The organism is Natronococcus sp. A-GB1, assembly GCF_029688845.1.
GTDB lineage: Archaea > Halobacteriota > Halobacteria > Halobacteriales > Natrialbaceae > Natronococcus.
This window is the reverse complement of the sequence record NZ_JARUKW010000014.1, coordinates 118,259-135,470: the sequence shown is the minus strand read 5'-3', so window position 1 is coordinate 135,470 and position 17,212 is coordinate 118,259. Positions and strand designations below refer to the sequence as shown.

Here is a 17,212-nt window from a genome sequence, read left to right as displayed (position 1 = left end):
GAGCGCGAATGTGGCACTGAGTGAGGGCGAAATTCAATGGGGAGATCTTTCATCAAATGGTATATAAGAGACTATGATATTTACTGCACAACAAGATGAAGGAGAGAATAAACGCCGTTGTATTTCGTGAACCAGAAGGCCGGTACAGTGGCGCATTTTGGCTCGTATTTTCGGCTGTTCTAATATTGGTCGAATTATATTACCAAACCCGGTACGGATATGGAATCACACCACCCCTCATACTTGGAATTGCGTTTGCCATTTTTGGAGTTGCGGAGTTACTCCCCGAGAATCGACGGCGCTTGGCAGGTGGCACTCGAATAGCTGCTGTCTTGATCAGTATCTCACTCATCGTACTGTTATGACAATATGTGTGACAATTAAGTAGAGCAATCAATGGTTTTGACTTGAAACAACCGAACCCGTCGTGTTGCATCTATGCTCTATATTCAGCAGCCGACTTTTAGCACATTTCGGATAAATCAATAGCTGCTTCGGTAACTGCTTGCCCTGTAGGTGACGTCCTCCCACAACTGAAGTCCTGGGCTTCCGCTATATCTGTGTCAGTTGCTTCGAAGTTGACGTCCTCGACAGTACTGTCTCCGACGTACTCGTGGTAGTGCGTTTCGCTGATTCTAATTCGAGACGTGTTCTCGAGACATACCTGATCGGGTAGTACGCAACGCAGCGCGGTGTTCCCTCCTCACCGATCTCGACTACCGACCGACGGTTCTTCTCACAGTCCGCGATAGAACTCGAGGAGTAGAGAACGACGGTTCGAACCGTGCGAACGGGAAGAGCGGTTCGACGAGGCTACAGCGACTGCGATCGAGGCCGAATCGCCCGCTTGGCCGGCGGGCTGAGTCCCTCGAGCGAGCCCCGCGCGGTCGCGACGTCGACCAGCAGGTCGGTCAGATTCACCAGTTCGCCGACGTAGGCCTGTCGGCGTCGTTGCCAGCTGGCGTCGCCCTCGTCGTCGGCGAGGATCTCGAGCGAGCGCTCGCACAGCGGGCCGTAGGAGTCGAACTGCTCGGCGAGGCCGGCGCGCTCGAGGGCCTCGAACTCGCCGTACTCGTGCTCGTCGGTGCCCTGATATCGAAGTGCGGGGGTGCCGAGCAGGGCGGCCTCGGTGGCCATCGTCCCTGTGTCGGCGACCAGCAGCGAGGCCTCGGCCATCGCGTCGTGGATCAGCGCGGGGTGGAGGCCGTACGGCCGGGCGGGGGTGTCCCGAAGCTCCATCCGGCCGCCCTCGTCGGAGACGAAGACGGTCGCGTCCTCGCTCAGGCGGTCGATCAGATCCCGTCGCTGCTCCGAGGTAAAGCCCTCGAGGTCGGTGTCGTGGAGGGCATCGAGGGCGTTGAACCGCAGGAGGACGTAGGGCTCGTCGGCGGCGACGCCGAGGTACTCGCGGATCCGCCCGTCGGGTTCGAAGACGTCGGGGTGGAGGTAGGCGCACTCCTTGAACCCCTCGAACGTGTAGTGGGCGTCGCCCAGGTCCCGGCGCGTGACCGCCGGCGAGAGGATGCAGTCGGCGAACGGCCTGGAGACAGTATGGTTGAAGTCACCCGGTTCGTCGTCGAGGACGAGCACCGTTGGCGTTCGCGTGACCGTCCCCGCGAGGGCCGCGTAGGGTCCGCGGCCGAAGACGACGTCGGGGCGAAAGCGCAGCGACTCGCGGACGATCGTTCCGAGCTGACCGCCCAGCTCACGGGCGAACCGCAGCCGGGAGTACGTGTCGGTGCCGTGGCCGCCGTACACCCGGTACGGCATCCCGAAAAAGTCGAGCAGGTCGGTCGTACAGGCGTACTCACGGGTCAACACGAGGACGTCGTGGCCGGCTCGCTCGAGCCTGTCGACGGCGTGGCGGTACAGGTGGACGTGGGCGGGCGTATTCGCGAAGACCAGAATCCGCATCGCCTTCCCGTACCCGATGTCGGCCCTTTGTAATCGGCGGGCTACCCGCGCTCGGACAGCCGTTCGCCGACCCGAGACGGACACGCGTCTCGAGATCCGAGCGACGGCCAGTCTCCCATTGCGTGCTCGAGCGTCGAGCCGGTTCCGTCGGGCGTATGCATCCCGTAACGGCCGCCGCCGACCGAGTAATCCTGTCCATAACAAACCGTCGCGGGGCGGTTGCCTCTGTCGATGAACGTCCTCGTCGTGACGGCCAACGCCGACGCGCCGTTTCTGACCCAGCAGGTGGACGCCCTCGAGCAGCGGGGCGTCTCCGTGACGACGATGTCGGTCGCCGGCGAGGTGAGCGCCGACACCGCCCGGAGTCCATTCGACTACGTTCGGACGGTCCCGCGGGTGCTCCGGGAGGCTGGTCCCGAGTACGACCTGGTTCACGCCCACTATGGACTGACGGCGCCGGCTGCGCTGGCCCAGCTTCGGCTCCCGGTCGTGCTCTCGCTGTGGGGCTCGGACGTCCACGGCCCGACGGCGCCCGTGAGCAAGCTCTGTGCGCCGCTGTGTGCGGAGGTCGTCGTCATGTCCGCCGAGATGGGTGCCGCGCTCGGCCGGGACTGTACGGTGATTCCCGACGGCGTCGACCTCGAGCGGTTCCGGCCCGAACCCCGTTCGCGCGCTCGAGATGCCGTCGACTGGGCGGACGACGAGTACCACGTCCTCTTTCCCTATCCGCCTGCACGCACGGTGAAAAACTATCCCCGGGCGAAGCGGGTCGTCGACGACGTCTCGAGCCGCGTCGATCGACCGGTTCGCCTGCAGACGATCTCGGGTGTCGATCACGACGCCGTCGCGACGTATCTCAACGCCGCCGACGCCCTGTTACTGACCTCCGACAGCGAGGGATCGCCCAACTCCGTAAAGGAAGCACTGGCCTGTAACGTCCCCGTGGTCTCGCTCGCGGTCGGCGACGTTCCCGAGCGACTGGCCGGGGTCGACCCCTCGGTCGTCGCGCGATCCGATCGAGAACTGATCGACGGACTGGCGGGCATCCTCGAGCGTGGCGAGCGCTCGAACGGACGGGTGGCGGCCCGTGAGGTAAGCATCGAACGAACCGCCGAGCGAATGCTTGCGGTCTACGAGCGCGCGACCGGGAAACGGGTACCGGCTCGAGCCCCGAGAGTTCCCGCGAAGCGGTAGCGACCCGACCAGACTCGCCGCAGCGGGTGACTGTTGACGGGGGAGGAGAGACCGGATCACGTCCTATCTGAAAAACGAGGGGGAGGGCCGGAGCGCAGCAGGGGGCTCCTGGCAGTATCAATTCAGTGATCGAACAGTATATGTCTTTATGGTATGTTGTTAGTAACAGAACAACAGTTAGATCCGGTCGTTCGGCTCGATCTTGCGGAATGGCCGGGACTGAGCCCGGCTACTGGATCTCCTCGCGGTACCAGGCCATCGCCTCCGGCAGGTGAGCCTCGAGCGGTCGGTACGTGTATCCCAAATCCTCGTGGGCCTTCCGTGAGGTGTAGAACAGCCGCTGGGTCGCGAGTCGGGCCATTCGCCGATCGAAGGGAAACACGCGCCGACCGGTGGCGGCGTCAACAAGTTCGGCGACGGGGCCCGCAGCGTGGATCGCGGTCGCCGGAACGGGGATTCGAGCGGGCGATCCCTCGAGGTGGGCGGCGATCCGCGAGACCGCGCGGTCGTAGGTGAGGTTCTCGCCGCCGAGGATGTAGTGTTCGCCGGACTCGCCGCGCTCGGCTGCGGCGACCAGCCCCGCGACGACGTCGTCGACGCCGACGATGCTGAGCCCGCCCGGGAGGTAGGCGGGCATCGTTCGCTCGAGCCCCATCGTGAGCAGCTGGGCGGTGAAGTTCCGGTCGCCGGGACCGAAGATCGAGGTGGGGTGGGCCGTCACCGCGTCGCCGGAGTCCTCGGCGTAGCGGTCGACGAGGCGTTCGGCCTGAGCCTTCGAGGCCTGGTAGGCCCCGATCGGCTCGGCGACGTCGTCCTCGTCGGCGACGGGGTCGGTTCCGTTCGGTCGTCGGGTTCCCGACGTACTCGTAAACACCACGCGCCCGGCGTCGGTCGCCGCGCAGGCATCGAGGAGGTTCGCGGTTCCCTCCCGGTTGACCCGGTGGACCGTCTCGGGGTCGGCGCTCCAGAGGCTGGCGCCCGCGAGGTGGAAGACGGCGTCGCTCCCGTCGACCAGCGCCTCGAGCGTCCCCTGCTCGAAGAGGTCGCCGACGTACCAGTCGACGCCCGGGACGCCTCGATCCGAGCCTGGTCGGCTGAGCCCCCGTACGTCCCATCCCTCCGCGCGAAGATGGTCACAGAGGTGGGTTCCCAGAAACCCAGTCGCACCAGTAACCGCGGCCGTCTTCGCGCTCATCGTCCCTCGAGCTGTGGCGGGACGGCGTCCCCGCTCGCGGCGGCATAGAGCCGGTAGGCGCTCGAGACCGCCGGATGCGTGTCGTCCGAGGGCGGAAGCCGACCGCCCGTCAGTCGCTCCCTGACCCCCGAGAGATCGACGCCGTCGGGGTTCTCGACGGCGACGGGTCGCTCCCCGTCCGAGAGCAACGGGGAGAGCGCGACGTCCGCGTCGACGTCTCGACCCAGCAGGGACGTCGCCACGGCGTCGACGGCGGGCGCCGATCCCGAGAGCAACAGGTTCGTCGCGACGGGATCGTCGCCGTAGGCGACCGTTCCGTCGAGCACGGCGAGGTCGGGATCGATCATTTGGGTCGCAGCGACCGAAGCCCGGCTCGAGTCGGCTCCGGAGGTGACGAGTCGGCCGAGCGTTCGAACCGCACCCGCAGCCGTTCCCTCCTCGGTCGGCCGGAGCGACGGAACGACGATCACGGGCGACTCGACCAGCGGCTTCGGCACCGAGAGCGCGACCGATCGCCCGTCGACGGCCCGGTACTCGTTTCGCGTCGGCACGTCAGCGAGGTCGACGAGTGCGGCGTCGAAGCGCTCGGCCAGTCGGTCGTAGCCGAGGTACGACGCCGTCCGGTCGAACGCGATCCGGTCGTCGCTGCGCCCGACGACGACGAGATCGGTCCCGAGTTCTCGATCGAGCCAGGCGGCGACCGCGCCGACGACCGCGGGATCGGTCACGACGCCCGTCGAGGGGTGGAACGGGTAGTGAACGTCAGGCGCAATGGTTACTCGGTCGGCGCCCGCGAGTCGCGCTCGGTGGGGCTCGAGGACCGCTTCGACAGCCGACTCGAGTCGGACCATTCGCGCGTCGACGGTCGGCCGCCAGCCGCCTCGACTGTCGTCCTCGCCGACCGCGGCCAGGTACGCGGAGCTCACGGCCGCACCTCCGGAACCTCGACGTCCTCGGCGACGGTCTCGGCCGCCAGGTCGTAGGCGGTCTCGGCTAGCGCGAGCGATCGCCGGCCGTCGAGCCCGCTGACGGGTGGCTCCTCGTTCGCCCGGATCGCCTCACAGAAGTCGGCCAGCGCGTCGTAGTGAGCGCGCAGGTAGAACGTCGGGCCGAAGACGGTCGGCTCGCCGCCGACGCGGCTGGCGACGTTCTCGAGGGCTGCCCGGGCCGCGTCCGCGTAGAAGTTCTTCGGAAGGTGGTCCCGGTTGGTGATCGTCCCCGTAATTCCCTCGAGGCGGAGCCGCGTGTTCACCTCGGGCAGCTCCTCCCACTGGTAGGAGCCACAGTGTAACGTGATCGTCGTCCCCGTCTCCGGCGCCCGCAGGAGGACCGTCGCGGCGTCCTCGACGGGAATTTCGAGGGTTCGGCCCATCGTCGCGTCTCGGACCTCGAGCTCGCCGAACAGCCACTCGAGCACGTCGAAGCAGTGCACCCCGAGCTCGAGCAGGGAGCCGCCCCCGACCGCGTTCGGATCGAGCGGCCAGGACGGCGGTGCAGTGTCTGCGGGCGGACGTCCGAGCGGGCCGTCGTTGAGCCGGATGATCGATGCGTAAGGGACGTGTCCGACGCCGCCGTCCTCGTAGGCCGATTTGACGCCGACCATATCGGGCTGGTACCGGAGCGTGTGGTCGACGCCGACGGCGATCCCCGCTCGCTCGGCAATCTCGAGCATTCTATCGGCTTCCTCCGTCGAACGGGCCAGGGGCTTCTCGACGAAGACGTCGATCCCGTACTCGGCGGCCCGTTCGACGGCCTCGGCGTGGAGAAACGGCGGAAGTGCGACGACGGCGGCGTCGAGATCCTCCGCGGCGAGCAGCGCCGCGTAGTCGTCGTAGGTTCGGTCGACGCCGGCCCGCTCCGCCCGGTCGCGGTTCTCCGGAACTGCGTCGGCGGCCGCGAGGACCTCGACGCCGGGCATCGCCAGCGCCGATTTCAGATGCACCATGCCGATGTTCCCGACCCCGAGAACGCCGATCGAGAGCGGCTTCGGGTCGGTCAACCGGCCGCGAAACTGTGAGAGCATTCGCTCGAGAACGTGGTGGCTGCGGGCTTTGTTATCGCCGCCGTACCGCCGTCAGACGGCGAGTAGATCGCCCCTTCTACACGAATACGCGTCCTACACTGCGTCGATTCGATCGACGGCCGAACTCACGGCTGTCTCGCCGTCGCCCGCCCGTCGACGCTGTTTGCGGTCCCATCGATCCCGTCGGCTGTCTTTGTTCGGCGGGCGACGTCGGCCATCGTCTCGACCGTGAGGTCGGTTTCGGCTCGCCGCCGATCCAGATAGGAGAGGATCGCCCGCATCCGGTCGTCGTCGCGCCCGCGAGTGAGGTTGTTCGGGTGGAGCCACATGTGAAAGACGCCGTCGGCGTCGACGGCCTCGTCGATGCCGCGGCGAGCCAGCACGACCATCGGATCGCTCCAGACCGATTCGGCGACCGTCCGCGCGGATCCCTCGAAGCCGAACAGGAACAGCGACGCCGGGACGTTCACCAGGCCGTACTCGTCGACTGTCGGCTCGACGATCATCGATCGGTTCCGGAGCGTCGAGTCGACGACCCCGCGGATCCCGTCGCGGGTCGGCGATCGACCCCGGTAGGCGCCGACGCCGTACTCGGCGAGCACGTCGCGGTGCCCGACGTCGTTTCGCGGGTAGACGAACGAGTCGACCGTCTGCCCCCACTCCCGCGCCAGCTCGAGGCTTCGCTCGAGTTCGGCTGCCGCGAGTTCGCGGTCGGTCTCGGGCTGGCCGAACAGTACGTGCGAGAAGGAGTGAGTGGCGAACTCGTGGCAGACGTCGGAGTCGAGGGTTGCGCGAACCAGGTCCGGACAGAACCGCAGATCCTCGCGGTCGGCCCACTCCCCGCGCTCGCGGGCGAACCATCCGTTCGGCGCGGGATGGTCGGCGTGTCGCCCGTCACAGTCCTCGAGCATGAGGTGGCCGACGATGGCCCACGTCGCGGGGACGTCGTACTCGGCGCACAGCTCGAGCATAGCCACCCAGCCGCGTCGGCCGGCCTCGACTCTGGCGCTCGGCGGGGAGTCGAGATCGTGAAACCCCCACCCGAGCTCGGCGTCGAGCGAGATTACGACGCTGCCCACAGCGCCCACCACCGTTGGGGATCGTTCATGGGGATGCCGATAGCGCCTGCGTCGTTTTGTTATGGGCGCCGTTCCGACCGTCCGGCCGCCCGCTGCGGACGGTAACCGGTCGGTACCGGTATCCGATACCCAACGGAGAGCGCCTCGCCGACGAACCGGCCACCGGTAGGATGTGACAATCGTCCGTCGATCGATCCCGTTCCCGAGTGAAGCCGATCTATAACAAAGCGGTCGTCGGGTCACCTCCAGGACAGTAGACGTTCCCGACGTCTCGACACCAATCATGAGCGGATCTTCAACCCCGTCCGAGCGAGCGTTCGTCCTCGGACTCGACGGCGTACCGTGGAGGCTGATCGAACGATGGACCGACGCCGGGGAGCTCCCGAACTTCGCCCGGATGCGAACGGAGGGCGCCTCCGGGGTCCTCGAGAGCACCCGGCCACCGACGACGCCGCTGGCGTGGCCCTCGATCGCGACCGGCGTCTGGCCGGACAAACACGGCATCTACGGCTTCCAGAAGCTTTCTTCGGAGTACTCCCAGCGGATGTACACGAGTCACGATCGCCAACAGCCGGCCCTCTGGGAGCAGCTCTCGCCGGCCCACGTCGGTAACGTCCCGATGACCTATCCCGCCAGCGAGATCGATGGCACGATGGTAGCGGGGATGATGACGCCGTCGACCGAACGCGAATTCACTCACCCACCGGAGTTCCAGTCGAGACTCGAACGACGCGTGCCGGAGTATCAGATCAGCCTCGACTACCCCGAGTACGCCGACCGCCTCGACGAGTTTCCCGACGCGGTCGACGAGATGCTCTCGAAACGACGAGAGCTGATGCGTCTGCAGATGGACGAGGCCGGCGACGACTGGCAGCTGTTTTTCTTCGTCTACACCGCACCAGACCGGTTCCAGCACCTCGTCTGGGAGATGGAGCCGTTGCTCGAACACTACAAGCGACTCGACGAGATCCTCGGCGAGGTCATCGAGTACACTGACGACCACGATGCCGATCTCTATGTCATCTCGGACCACGGCTTCGGGCCGATCCACCGGCTCGTCTACGTCAACCACGTCCTCGAGCGCGAGGGATACCTGTTCAAACGGGAGGACGAGGGGACCCGCGGCGCGCTCGCGAGCCTGGGGATCTCCCGAGACACGATCACGAACACGCTCGACCGGGTCGGCATCTCCGAGGAGCTGCTCGTCTCGGCGCTCCCGCGCCGACTCGTCGACTCGGTCGCAGAACAGATCCCCGGCGACCACGCCCTCTACGACGTCGACTACGACCGCACCGTCGCGTTCGTCCACGGCGCCGGAACCTGCTACGTCAACGACACCGAGCGGTTCGAACACGGCGTCGTCGAGCCGAGCGAGGTGCCGAAGATCAAGGAGGCGCTCGTCGAGATCTTCGAGTCCGTTACCGAGGCCGACGGGACTCGAGTGCTCGAGGTCTTCGACGGCGACGAGCTGTTCCCGACCGACGACCGATCGCCGGATCTGGTCGTCAACGGTCGGGACGGCTACGACTCGCGGAACACGATCACCGACGAACTGTTCGGCGAGACCGGTACGTACGCCGCCAGCCACCGGAGCACGGGGATCATGCTCTGTCGCGGCCCCTCGATCGACGCCGGCGCGACGCTCCGGGGCGCCCGCGTCGTCGACGTCGCGCCGACCCTGCTCCACGGGATCGGCGAGCCGATTCCGGAGAACACCGACGGTCGCGTGCTGTTCGACGCCTTCGACGAGCGCGCGACCCCCTCGCGGACGAAGGTCGAGCGAGTCGCCGTCTCGGGAACCGAAGGCGGCGAGGTCGAGGAGGACTTCTCCGACGTCGAGGACCGACTGAAGGGGCTGGGCTACATGGAGTGACCGGCCGGACTGGTCCGCAGAGCCTGCACCCGAACGATTCCTTCGATCCCGCAGTCCGCGGCCTGCAAGCACAGCGATTACCACGTATCGGCCCGGATCGTCACGCATGGTCGACGAGGATCTCGAGCTCGAGCGCGACGTCGGTGAGGCAACGATCGTCTACGACGAACCCGACGAGGGAACCGTCAGAAAGACGGTCCCGAACGAACACGTCGCCTACTTCCAGGATCACTGGATCATCAAGACGGACGAGGACGAGGATGGTCGTGACATCGTTCGGCGGATCCCCGCACAGCGGGTCCACTACGTCGAGCGATCCGTCGAGGAGTTCGAAGAGGAAGTGAGCACGCTGGTCGATCAGGTCCAGTCGTTCGCGTCGGACCTTCGGACGAAGATCCCCGTCGGCGGGGACAGCGCCGGCCGCCACGAGCGCGGACACGAGGACACCGATCCGATCAACGTGGATATCGACGAGCCCGAGGACGACGACGATCCGCTCGATCGATAGCAGTCGCCACCTTTCGTTTTCCTCGGGCGATCCCGTTCGAAGTCGATCCGCTACTCGAGACCATGTATCGTGGTCACCTCGCTCCCGCCGCGGTCCGTCCTCGCGCGCTCGTAGCGGACCCGTTCCGTCACTCGAGGGGGTAGCGCAACGGGAATAACTACCCGCGGCCCGCCTGCAGACAGTGGTGGTCGCAGAGGTACCACTCGGCTCGTCGCTCCCGAACCCCTCCCGACTCTGTCCCTATCGGTCGGAACGAACCAGTCGGAGTCCGGTCCTGGCGGCCGTCCAGGCCGGGTACAGTCTGTTGTAGACACCGTTCGGTGCGTTCCTCGCGCCCGCCCGGAGGAGTCGATGAGACAGCGGCGGCCCCGACTCCGAGACGAGATCCTCGAGATCGGCCGTCTCGACCCACTCGAAAAACGCCCGCTCGGTCGCCGACTCGGGCTCGGCCTCTCGCGCGCGCCCGCGAATGTCTTCCCACATGTAGCGCTCGTCCTGGCCGAGCACCCACTCGCCGCCCTCGAGGGCGACCCGCAGTCGCTCGTATTCGTGGTCGGCGAAGGGGTAGCCGTGGTCGGTCGGCTCGAGGCCCGCGAGCCGGAGGCCGACGGCGGTCCGGTAGCACTTCTCGCAGCGCCCGCAGTTCCCCTTCATCTGGCGGTTGCAGGTCTGGAGCTCGAGATCCGGGGCGTCGCTTCGGACGTATTCGGCGATGGCGTCGAGCCGTTCCTGGCGGGTGAGATCGTAACAGTCGTGGTGACACCGGGTGCCGGCCCAGCGGACGTTGTCGTCGATGTCGGGCCGGGAGCCCCACTCGAGGTCGATCCCCTTCCAGTGGGTGGCGGCGACGTAGAGGTCGGTCATTCCGCGAGCGTACGCGAGCGGCGCACAGAGCCCGAGCAGGCCGAGGCCGTGGCCGACGGAGCTGTACCAGGCGCCGTCGACGTGGCGCTTGTAGTGGGCGAGCAGCATGGGGTGGTCGAGAAACGAGAGCATGTTCGACTCGAGGAACGCCGTCTCGAGCCCCCGTTCGGCGGCGAACGACTCGACGCGATCCGTAAGGTGGCGCCACTTGTCGTCGTCGGCGGGGTCGGGCGTGATCGTCCAGCCGCGGATGCTGATCAGCGTGGGCTCCTCCTCGCGGTGGCGGACGTACGAACACATCGAGTCGACGCCCCCCGTGAACAGTAGTCCGCTCTCGCCGTCGCCCTCGCCGTCAGCTGGCGGGTTGGGGTCGATCGTGCGCCGGGCGTAGAGGGTGCCGCCCTCGAGGAAGTCGTACATGCCACAGAGCGTCTCCTGGACGTCCTCGAGCGCGCGGGCGAAGGTTGCGTCGACTTCCTCGACGTAGACGTCGGCGCCGTTGGCCCACGCGACGGGACAGACCTGCGCGAGGACGGGGATCGCGAGGATCCCCTCGGGGACCTCGGCGATCGGCACGTCGTACTCGGTTCGGAACGGCTCGCTCGTCAGGAACCGCTCGAGGTCGGGCGTGGCGCGGGCCTCGCACTCGAGGGTTCGCCCGTCGACGGTCGGCCGATCGATGATGATAGCACTCATATGCGGGTTCGTCGCTTCCAGAGCACGCCGAGGGCGTACAAAAAGCATCAGCGTCGTTGATCGTCCGCAACTCGAGAAATCGGTCCGTAGCCGTCAGTCCGGATCGAACAGGGACTGCATACTTGCCCCGTGACCTGGCACCCCGGAGACCCCGTCGCCGGCGTCCGTTCGCGGGTCTCGGGATCCGTCCGAAACCGTCCTCGACCGTCGGCGTCGCTCCTCGTCGTCGGGCCACGGATCGACTCGAGCGCGCGCCAACGTCGAACTTTTTGTAGGTTCCCTATAACAAACCCCGGCGTCGGCGTCGCTCGTGTCAGGATATGTGTATCGCGACACCACCGAGGAGAGGGCGGACAGCCAGCCTATGAACCGATCGGCGCTCGACTGGCTCTTCGCCGCCGGCTTTCTCGCGCTCGCCGCGGGGATCGCGATTGCCCGGAACGATCCCGCGACTACCTACGAGTCGTCGGTCTACACCGGGACGCCGACGGCGGTCTGGATTGCCTTCGCGCTGGCGCTCGCGATCGCCGTCAGCGCGAGCTTGGTCTGTTACGGCCGCCAGCAGGCGACTGGCATCGGACTCGGCGCCACGACGGTAACCGCGATCGTGAGCCTCCCGGTGATCAGGGGGTACTACTTCTACGGGATGGGCGACGCCCTCTCGCATCTGGGCTGGACCAGAGATATCGTCGAGGGCGAGATGGCGGCCCACGAACTGTTCTACCCGGCCGTCCACTCGCTGGGCGCGATCTTCTACTTCCTCGGCGGGATTCCGATCGAGCGAGGGCTACTGTTCGCGCTCGTGGTCACGTTCGTTCCGTTCCTGATCTTCGTTCCCCTCACCGTGCGCGACCTGAGCGGAAACGCGCTCGCGGTCGGCGTCGCGGCGATCGTCTCCTGGATGGTGTTGCCGATCAACAACGTCGCGACCCACATGGGTGTTCACACCAACTCGAACGCGCTGTTTGTCGTCCCGGTCGTCGTCTTCGCCGTCGTCGCCTATCTCCGTCGGCGCGCGACGATCGAACGACTCCCGCTCGGACTCTCTCCGTTCAGCGTCTTGGTGTACGTCTCGGCGCTCACCCTTCTGCTGGTCCACCCCCAGCAGATGGTCAACGCCGTGGTCTTCGTCGCGGCCGTAAGCGTCGTCCAGTACCTCGTCCACAGGCGGTACGCCGACCACCCGATGCTCGAGCAACCGACGCTGCACACTCAGACGCTCGTCCTCGGGACGATCTTCGGCGTCTGGGCGGTGACCAACCAGCGGTTTCGCGACGCCGTCGAGGGGTTCGTCACGGGCATCTTCACCGCCGACGTCGGCGGAAGCGCCGAGATCGATCAGCAAGGGACGTCGCTCACCGAGATCGGCGGCAGCCTCGCGGAGCTGTTCGTCACGATGTTCCTCGACGCCGCCCTGATCGGGCTCGCCGTTGGGCTGTTCTTACTGCTGGCCGTGATCGGGCGGACGAGGCTGGACGCGGAGGGTCGGTCGCTCGTCACGTACTTCACCGTCGCGCTCGTCCCGCTCGGCGGGATGTTCGTGCTCTACTTCCTCGGGACGCCCAACATGGCGTTTCGACAGATGGGCTTCATCTACGTCGTGTTGACGATCCTCGCGGGTGTCGCGATCGCACACGGGATCGGTGGGCTCTCCCGGTTCGTCTCGAGGCCGGGTGCAAGCGCCGTTGGGGCGGTAGTGCTCGGTAGCTGTCTCGTGCTCGGACTGATGACCGTCTACGCCTCGCCGATCATCTACAGCCCCGGCCAGCACGTCCCCGAGGCGACGTTCAACGGGTACGAGACGGGAATGGACCGCGGCGCCGACGACACGCCGTACGCGGGGATCGGGTACGATCCGTACCGGCTCGATCACGGCATCAACGGACTCGAGGGCGAGGAGTCGCTGACCGCGGGCACCGCGGCCAGCGGCGAACTCGATCCCGAGACGTTCAACGAGGGGAACTATAGCGGTGCGTACAACGATGCAGATCACTACCTCGTCATCTCTTCGTTCGACGAGACCCGAGAGTTCGACGTCTACCAGGGGCTGCGCTACGAGGAGACGGCCTACCGTGGGCTCGAGTACGATCCGTACGCGGACAGAGTGATCTCGAACGACGACTTCCGGATGTACGCGGTCGCGGGCGGGGACGACGAGTAACTCGGCCGCCGAGTAACCCGGCTGCGGGCGGGTCGCGACCGCCGCGGCTCCAGATGACAGTTCTCGAGGCGGTAATCACGCCTTGTTCACGATTGATCATCCGAAAGATCTGCTTTTCGCGGTGAATCTCGAGGTTACTCGAGCGGAAGGGGTCGACGCCGCCCCCGGAAACAGTTCCTTACCTTCGTCACCGCGAGACCGACGTGACTGAACGACTTTCGTAAGTTCGCAATCGAACTGTTCTACATTCTGTCTAAATAGGTAACGTGTGCAATATAATCTGTAGATTTAACCCAAGATGACAAGAAAAGGTTTATGTCCCGTAAGGCCAGGTTACGAAACTGTATGGCGCAGCAACCCCGTACAACCGACGCGAGTAACATGGCGAATACAGACAGTAACACGTCCTTAACCCGCCGGAGCTACGTGCAGTCACTCGCAGCGGTTGCAACGGCAGCGGTATCGGTTGGTGCAACGGGCGCCGCCGCCGCCGACGAGCAGTACGAGGTTATCGAAGCCGAAGGCCAGACCGTCACGATCAGCGACGGCGAGACCTGGGAGAACAAGCTGATCGACATGACCACCGGTGGTGACATCACCGTCATCGCCGAGGGAACCGACTGGACGGTCCGAAACGTCGGCTTCCACGGTGAGAACACCTCCGGCGCCGGCTCCGCGACGTTCGGCGTTGCCGACACCGGCGGAGCGACGAGCACCGTCGAGAACGTCTACCTCGGCGACGGCTCCGACTCGCAGAACGCGTCCGGCACCGGTCACGGCCAGACCGGCTTCTGGGTCAACCCCGACCACTCCGGCCACATCGACTTCCGGAACCTCAACATCCAGGGGTTCGCAGACAACGCGATCTACGCCTCCGCGCCCGGCAACGCCGGCGGCGGCACCGTCCACATCGACGAGTGTTTCGCGGCGAACTGTTACGTCTCGCACTACCGCCTCGCGACCGAGGGAAGCCGAGTCACGAACTCGAGCGTCCTCGTCGACGGGGAGGGTTTCGAGGGACGGGGAATCTGGGCGTGGGCGCCCGGAACCGTCGAGGTCGAGGGCTGCCAGATCGAGATGAACGGCGCGAACACGGCGATCGACGCGGGCGCGAACGGAAACGGCACCACCGTCGTCGTCAGCGACACTGATTACGACGACGCGGCCGGTGTTGCGGAACACGACGGCTCGAGCGTCCAGCTCGACAGCGACGTCGGTACCGACCCCGAGGCCTTCGTGCCCGACGGCGTTCCGACGAGCGCCGAGGAAGCCGCGAGCGAGTAACGACCGGACCCCGCTGGCGTTGCCCTCCACCGCGCCGGCACGAACGACTCCGCTGACGCAGTCCTCCACCGACGAAGTCCGCCGCCAACGCGGCAATCCGCTTCGGCCCTCCACTCGCCGCTCGTTTTTTGCGGATTCGTTTTCGGCCGCTGCTCGAGGACGAGACCGCGACACGGCCGGAATAACTGTTACTTATTTCAGACGGTCGATGCCACGATCGAACGACAGGGCTCGGTAATCAGTGATTACCCAGGAGCAGTCGAATGTTTGTGTATATAATATTCCGTGGCATAAAATAGAAAATCTACGTAACTAACCGACACCGCCGATTTAGTGTCTGTTAATTTTATGCGAACTAGAGGAGAAACTTTATACGGGTAGTACGGAATTACTCGATTGCAATGGCACGCGAACCATCGGTACTGGATACGGAGCGGTTTGGCGGTGACGGCGTCGAGCCGTCGGAAACGAGCGGTAATCGCGGATTACTGGATCGACGGTCCTACCTGAAGCTGGCTGGGACGACGACCGCGGCGGCGGCCTTCGCGGGCGTCGCGAGCGCCGACGACGACTACGACGTCATCGAGGCCAGCGGGCAGACGATCCAGATCGGCGAGGGAGAAACCTTCGAGAACACGCTGATCGACGTCTCAAACGGAAACGGGATCCTGCTGAACGTCACCGGTGCCGACGCGACGATTCGGAACGTCGGCTTCTCGGGACTCTATCAGGGCGGGGACTTCGCGATGACGATCAACGTTCCCGCCGGCGACGTCCTCGTCGAGAACCTCTACCTCGGCGACGGCGCGAACAAGAGCGGCGAGAGCTTCGTCCACGGACCCGGCGCGATCTTCCTGCACCGTGACAGCAACGCCGACGTCACGTTCCGACACTGTAACGTCCAGGGCTGGCCGAACAACGGCTTCTACTGTTCGAACACGGCCAACGGTGGTAGCGTCCGCTTCGAGTCCTGTTACGGCAAGAACAACGGCGTGGCGACGTTCCGGTGTGCGAGTACGGACGACGTCATCGTCGACTCCGTCGCGTACAACGACGACACCGACTACTCCACCGAGAACGGGAGCTGGGGCGGCTACACCGAACAGCACGGCCGTCCCGTCTGGGCCTGGTCGCCCGGACCGGTCACGATCGAAGACTCCGAGTTCGCTGCGGGCCCGTACGCCGCGGCGCTGCTCACCCACGAAGGCGGAACGATCGACTTCCGATCGGGCTCCTACAGCGGCGACACGCAGGGACAGGTCCAGACGGGCGAGGTCACCAACGATCCGGACCTTTCGGTTCCCGACGGCGTCCCGACGAGCGCCGAGGAGGCCGCGGCCGGCGCCAGCCAGGGATCAAGATCAAGACCCTCAACTGACGGGCCCGACGAAGAGGAGTCCGACCTCCCGAACCGAATCCGATTCGATGGCGACGCCTCCGGCGCGACCCGCTACGAGTTCATCGTCGACGGCGAGGTCGTCCCCACGACGGACGAGGGCGCGACGATCGACGACGACCTCGAGATCGAAAACGGGACCGTCCACGGCAGCGTCGCCGACTGGGTCGACGCCTTCCGGTTCGACGGCGACCTCGAGAGCGTCACCGTCGACGGACCCGCAACGGTAGTCCTCAACGACGAGGAGATCGACCCCGACGAATACGGCCCCGAACTCCCCCACGTCCTCGAGCTCAAGGGGACCGGCGAGCCCGCGAGCTACGAGATCACGGTCGACGGAACCATCGAGACCGACGACGAGGAGCTCCGGAGCTCCGGCTCGACGGTTCAGGACTCCGTGACCGACGGAAGCCGAACGTTCCGGTTCTCGGGAACGCTCGCCGACGTCACGTTCTCGGAAGGCGAAGCTCGAGTCTTCGTCGACGGCGAGGAGATCGACCCCGACGAGTACGGCGACAGCGAGTTGCTCCCCCACGCGCTGGTGATCGACGGTACCGAGGCCGACGCGCCGAGCGTGTACTCCTTTACGGTCGACGGCACGGTCGTCAAATCGGAGTACCGGGACGCCTCGATCGACGACGAGGACGTCATCGAAGGGGCGACCGTTCGGGGGACCGTCTCCGACTGGCGCGACGCCTACTGGTTCGAAGGCGAGATCACGGCGTTCCAGCTCGCCGGCGACGCGGCCGTCGACGTGCAGTACAACGCTCGCGACCAGTAGCGACTGATTGCGAGCCCGTTTTGGCCGGTACTGACGCCGGCATCTCGCGACGCTTGCACGGCGTCGCCACTCGCGAATCGTCGCTCGGGTAGAAGACGGCTCCCACGCCAGGAACAGCAGCTGGCACGCGAACTGTTCCGGTACTGGATGGCGGTTCTGGGAGCCAAGCGTCACTACGAGCTAGATGAATAAAAGTCCTTCTCGAGCGTTCGCCGGCTTTCTGAGTCGCCGCGTCTCCGCAGAG

The 17,212-nt window shown here is 65.8% G+C and carries 12 protein-coding genes; 6 read left to right on the top strand and 6 right to left on the bottom strand.

The window, feature by feature from the left end; translation table 11 throughout:
• Positions 1-813: 813 nt before the first annotated feature.
• The gene (locus tag QA600_RS16450; RefSeq protein ID WP_278293028.1) at positions 814-1,914 is read right to left on the bottom strand and encodes a DUF354 domain-containing protein; all 1,101 of its coding nucleotides are present in this window, start codon (positions 1,912-1,914) and stop codon (positions 814-816) included.
• Positions 1,915-2,145: 231 nt separating this feature from the next.
• On the opposite strand from QA600_RS16450, the gene QA600_RS16445 reads away from it, so the two are divergent.
• Positions 2,146-3,108 carry a glycosyltransferase gene (locus tag QA600_RS16445; protein WP_278293027.1) on the top strand — a complete coding sequence of 321 codons (963 nt, stop codon included), beginning with the start codon at positions 2,146-2,148 and terminating at the stop codon, positions 3,106-3,108.
• 229 nt (positions 3,109-3,337) lie between these two features.
• Here QA600_RS16445 and QA600_RS16440 read toward each other — a convergent pair whose 3' ends face one another.
• The 4 genes from QA600_RS16440 to QA600_RS16425 form a co-directional block, all read right to left on the bottom strand.
• Positions 3,338-4,303 carry an NAD-dependent epimerase/dehydratase family protein gene (locus QA600_RS16440; protein ID WP_278293026.1) on the bottom strand — a complete coding sequence of 322 codons (966 nt, stop codon included), beginning with the start codon at positions 4,301-4,303 and terminating at the stop codon, positions 3,338-3,340.
• Positions 4,300-5,229 carry a DUF362 domain-containing protein gene (locus QA600_RS16435; RefSeq protein ID WP_278293025.1) on the bottom strand — a complete coding sequence of 310 codons (930 nt, stop codon included), beginning with the start codon at positions 5,227-5,229 and terminating at the stop codon, positions 4,300-4,302. The genes QA600_RS16440 and QA600_RS16435 overlap by 4 nt, the downstream gene beginning before the upstream one ends.
• On the bottom strand, positions 5,226-6,326 hold the full coding sequence (locus tag QA600_RS16430; protein WP_278293024.1) for a Gfo/Idh/MocA family oxidoreductase: 1,101 nt from the start codon (positions 6,324-6,326) through the stop codon (positions 5,226-5,228). Before QA600_RS16430 ends, QA600_RS16435 begins: the two co-directional genes overlap by 4 nt.
• A gap of 125 nt (positions 6,327-6,451) precedes the next feature.
• A complete protein-coding gene (locus QA600_RS16425) occupies positions 6,452-7,405 on the bottom strand; it encodes a polysaccharide deacetylase family protein (protein ID WP_278293023.1) in 954 nt (317 codons plus the stop codon).
• Positions 7,406-7,688: 283 nt separating this feature from the next.
• On the opposite strand from QA600_RS16425, the gene QA600_RS16420 reads away from it, so the two are divergent.
• Positions 7,689-9,278, top strand: coding sequence for an alkaline phosphatase family protein (locus QA600_RS16420; protein ID WP_278293022.1), 1,590 nt, complete (start codon positions 7,689-7,691; stop codon positions 9,276-9,278).
• A 106-nt stretch (positions 9,279-9,384) separates the two neighbouring features.
• Positions 9,385-9,786, top strand: coding sequence for a hypothetical protein (locus QA600_RS16415; protein WP_278293021.1), 402 nt, complete (start codon positions 9,385-9,387; stop codon positions 9,784-9,786).
• A gap of 240 nt (positions 9,787-10,026) precedes the next feature.
• On the opposite strand, the gene QA600_RS16410 is transcribed toward QA600_RS16415, so the two are convergent.
• Entirely contained in the window at positions 10,027-11,346 is a 1,320-nt protein-coding gene (locus QA600_RS16410) for a hypothetical protein (protein ID WP_278293020.1), read from the bottom strand.
• 364 nt (positions 11,347-11,710) lie between these two features.
• Between QA600_RS16410 and QA600_RS16405 the strand changes: the two genes are divergently transcribed.
• The 3 genes from QA600_RS16405 to QA600_RS16395 all read left to right on the top strand — a co-directional run bounded on the left by QA600_RS16405 (position 11,711) and on the right by QA600_RS16395 (position 16,968).
• On the top strand, positions 11,711-13,507 hold the full coding sequence (locus QA600_RS16405) for a hypothetical protein (protein ID WP_278293019.1): 1,797 nt from the start codon (positions 11,711-11,713) through the stop codon (positions 13,505-13,507).
• Between the two features lie 345 nt (positions 13,508-13,852).
• Positions 13,853-14,791: a hypothetical protein gene (locus tag QA600_RS16400; protein ID WP_278293018.1), complete on the top strand. Its 939-nt coding sequence runs from the start codon at positions 13,853-13,855 to the stop codon at positions 14,789-14,791.
• 401 nt (positions 14,792-15,192) lie between these two features.
• Positions 15,193-16,968, top strand: coding sequence for a hypothetical protein (locus tag QA600_RS16395; protein ID WP_278293017.1), 1,776 nt, complete (start codon positions 15,193-15,195; stop codon positions 16,966-16,968).
• The last annotated feature ends 244 nt before the right edge of the window (positions 16,969-17,212 follow it).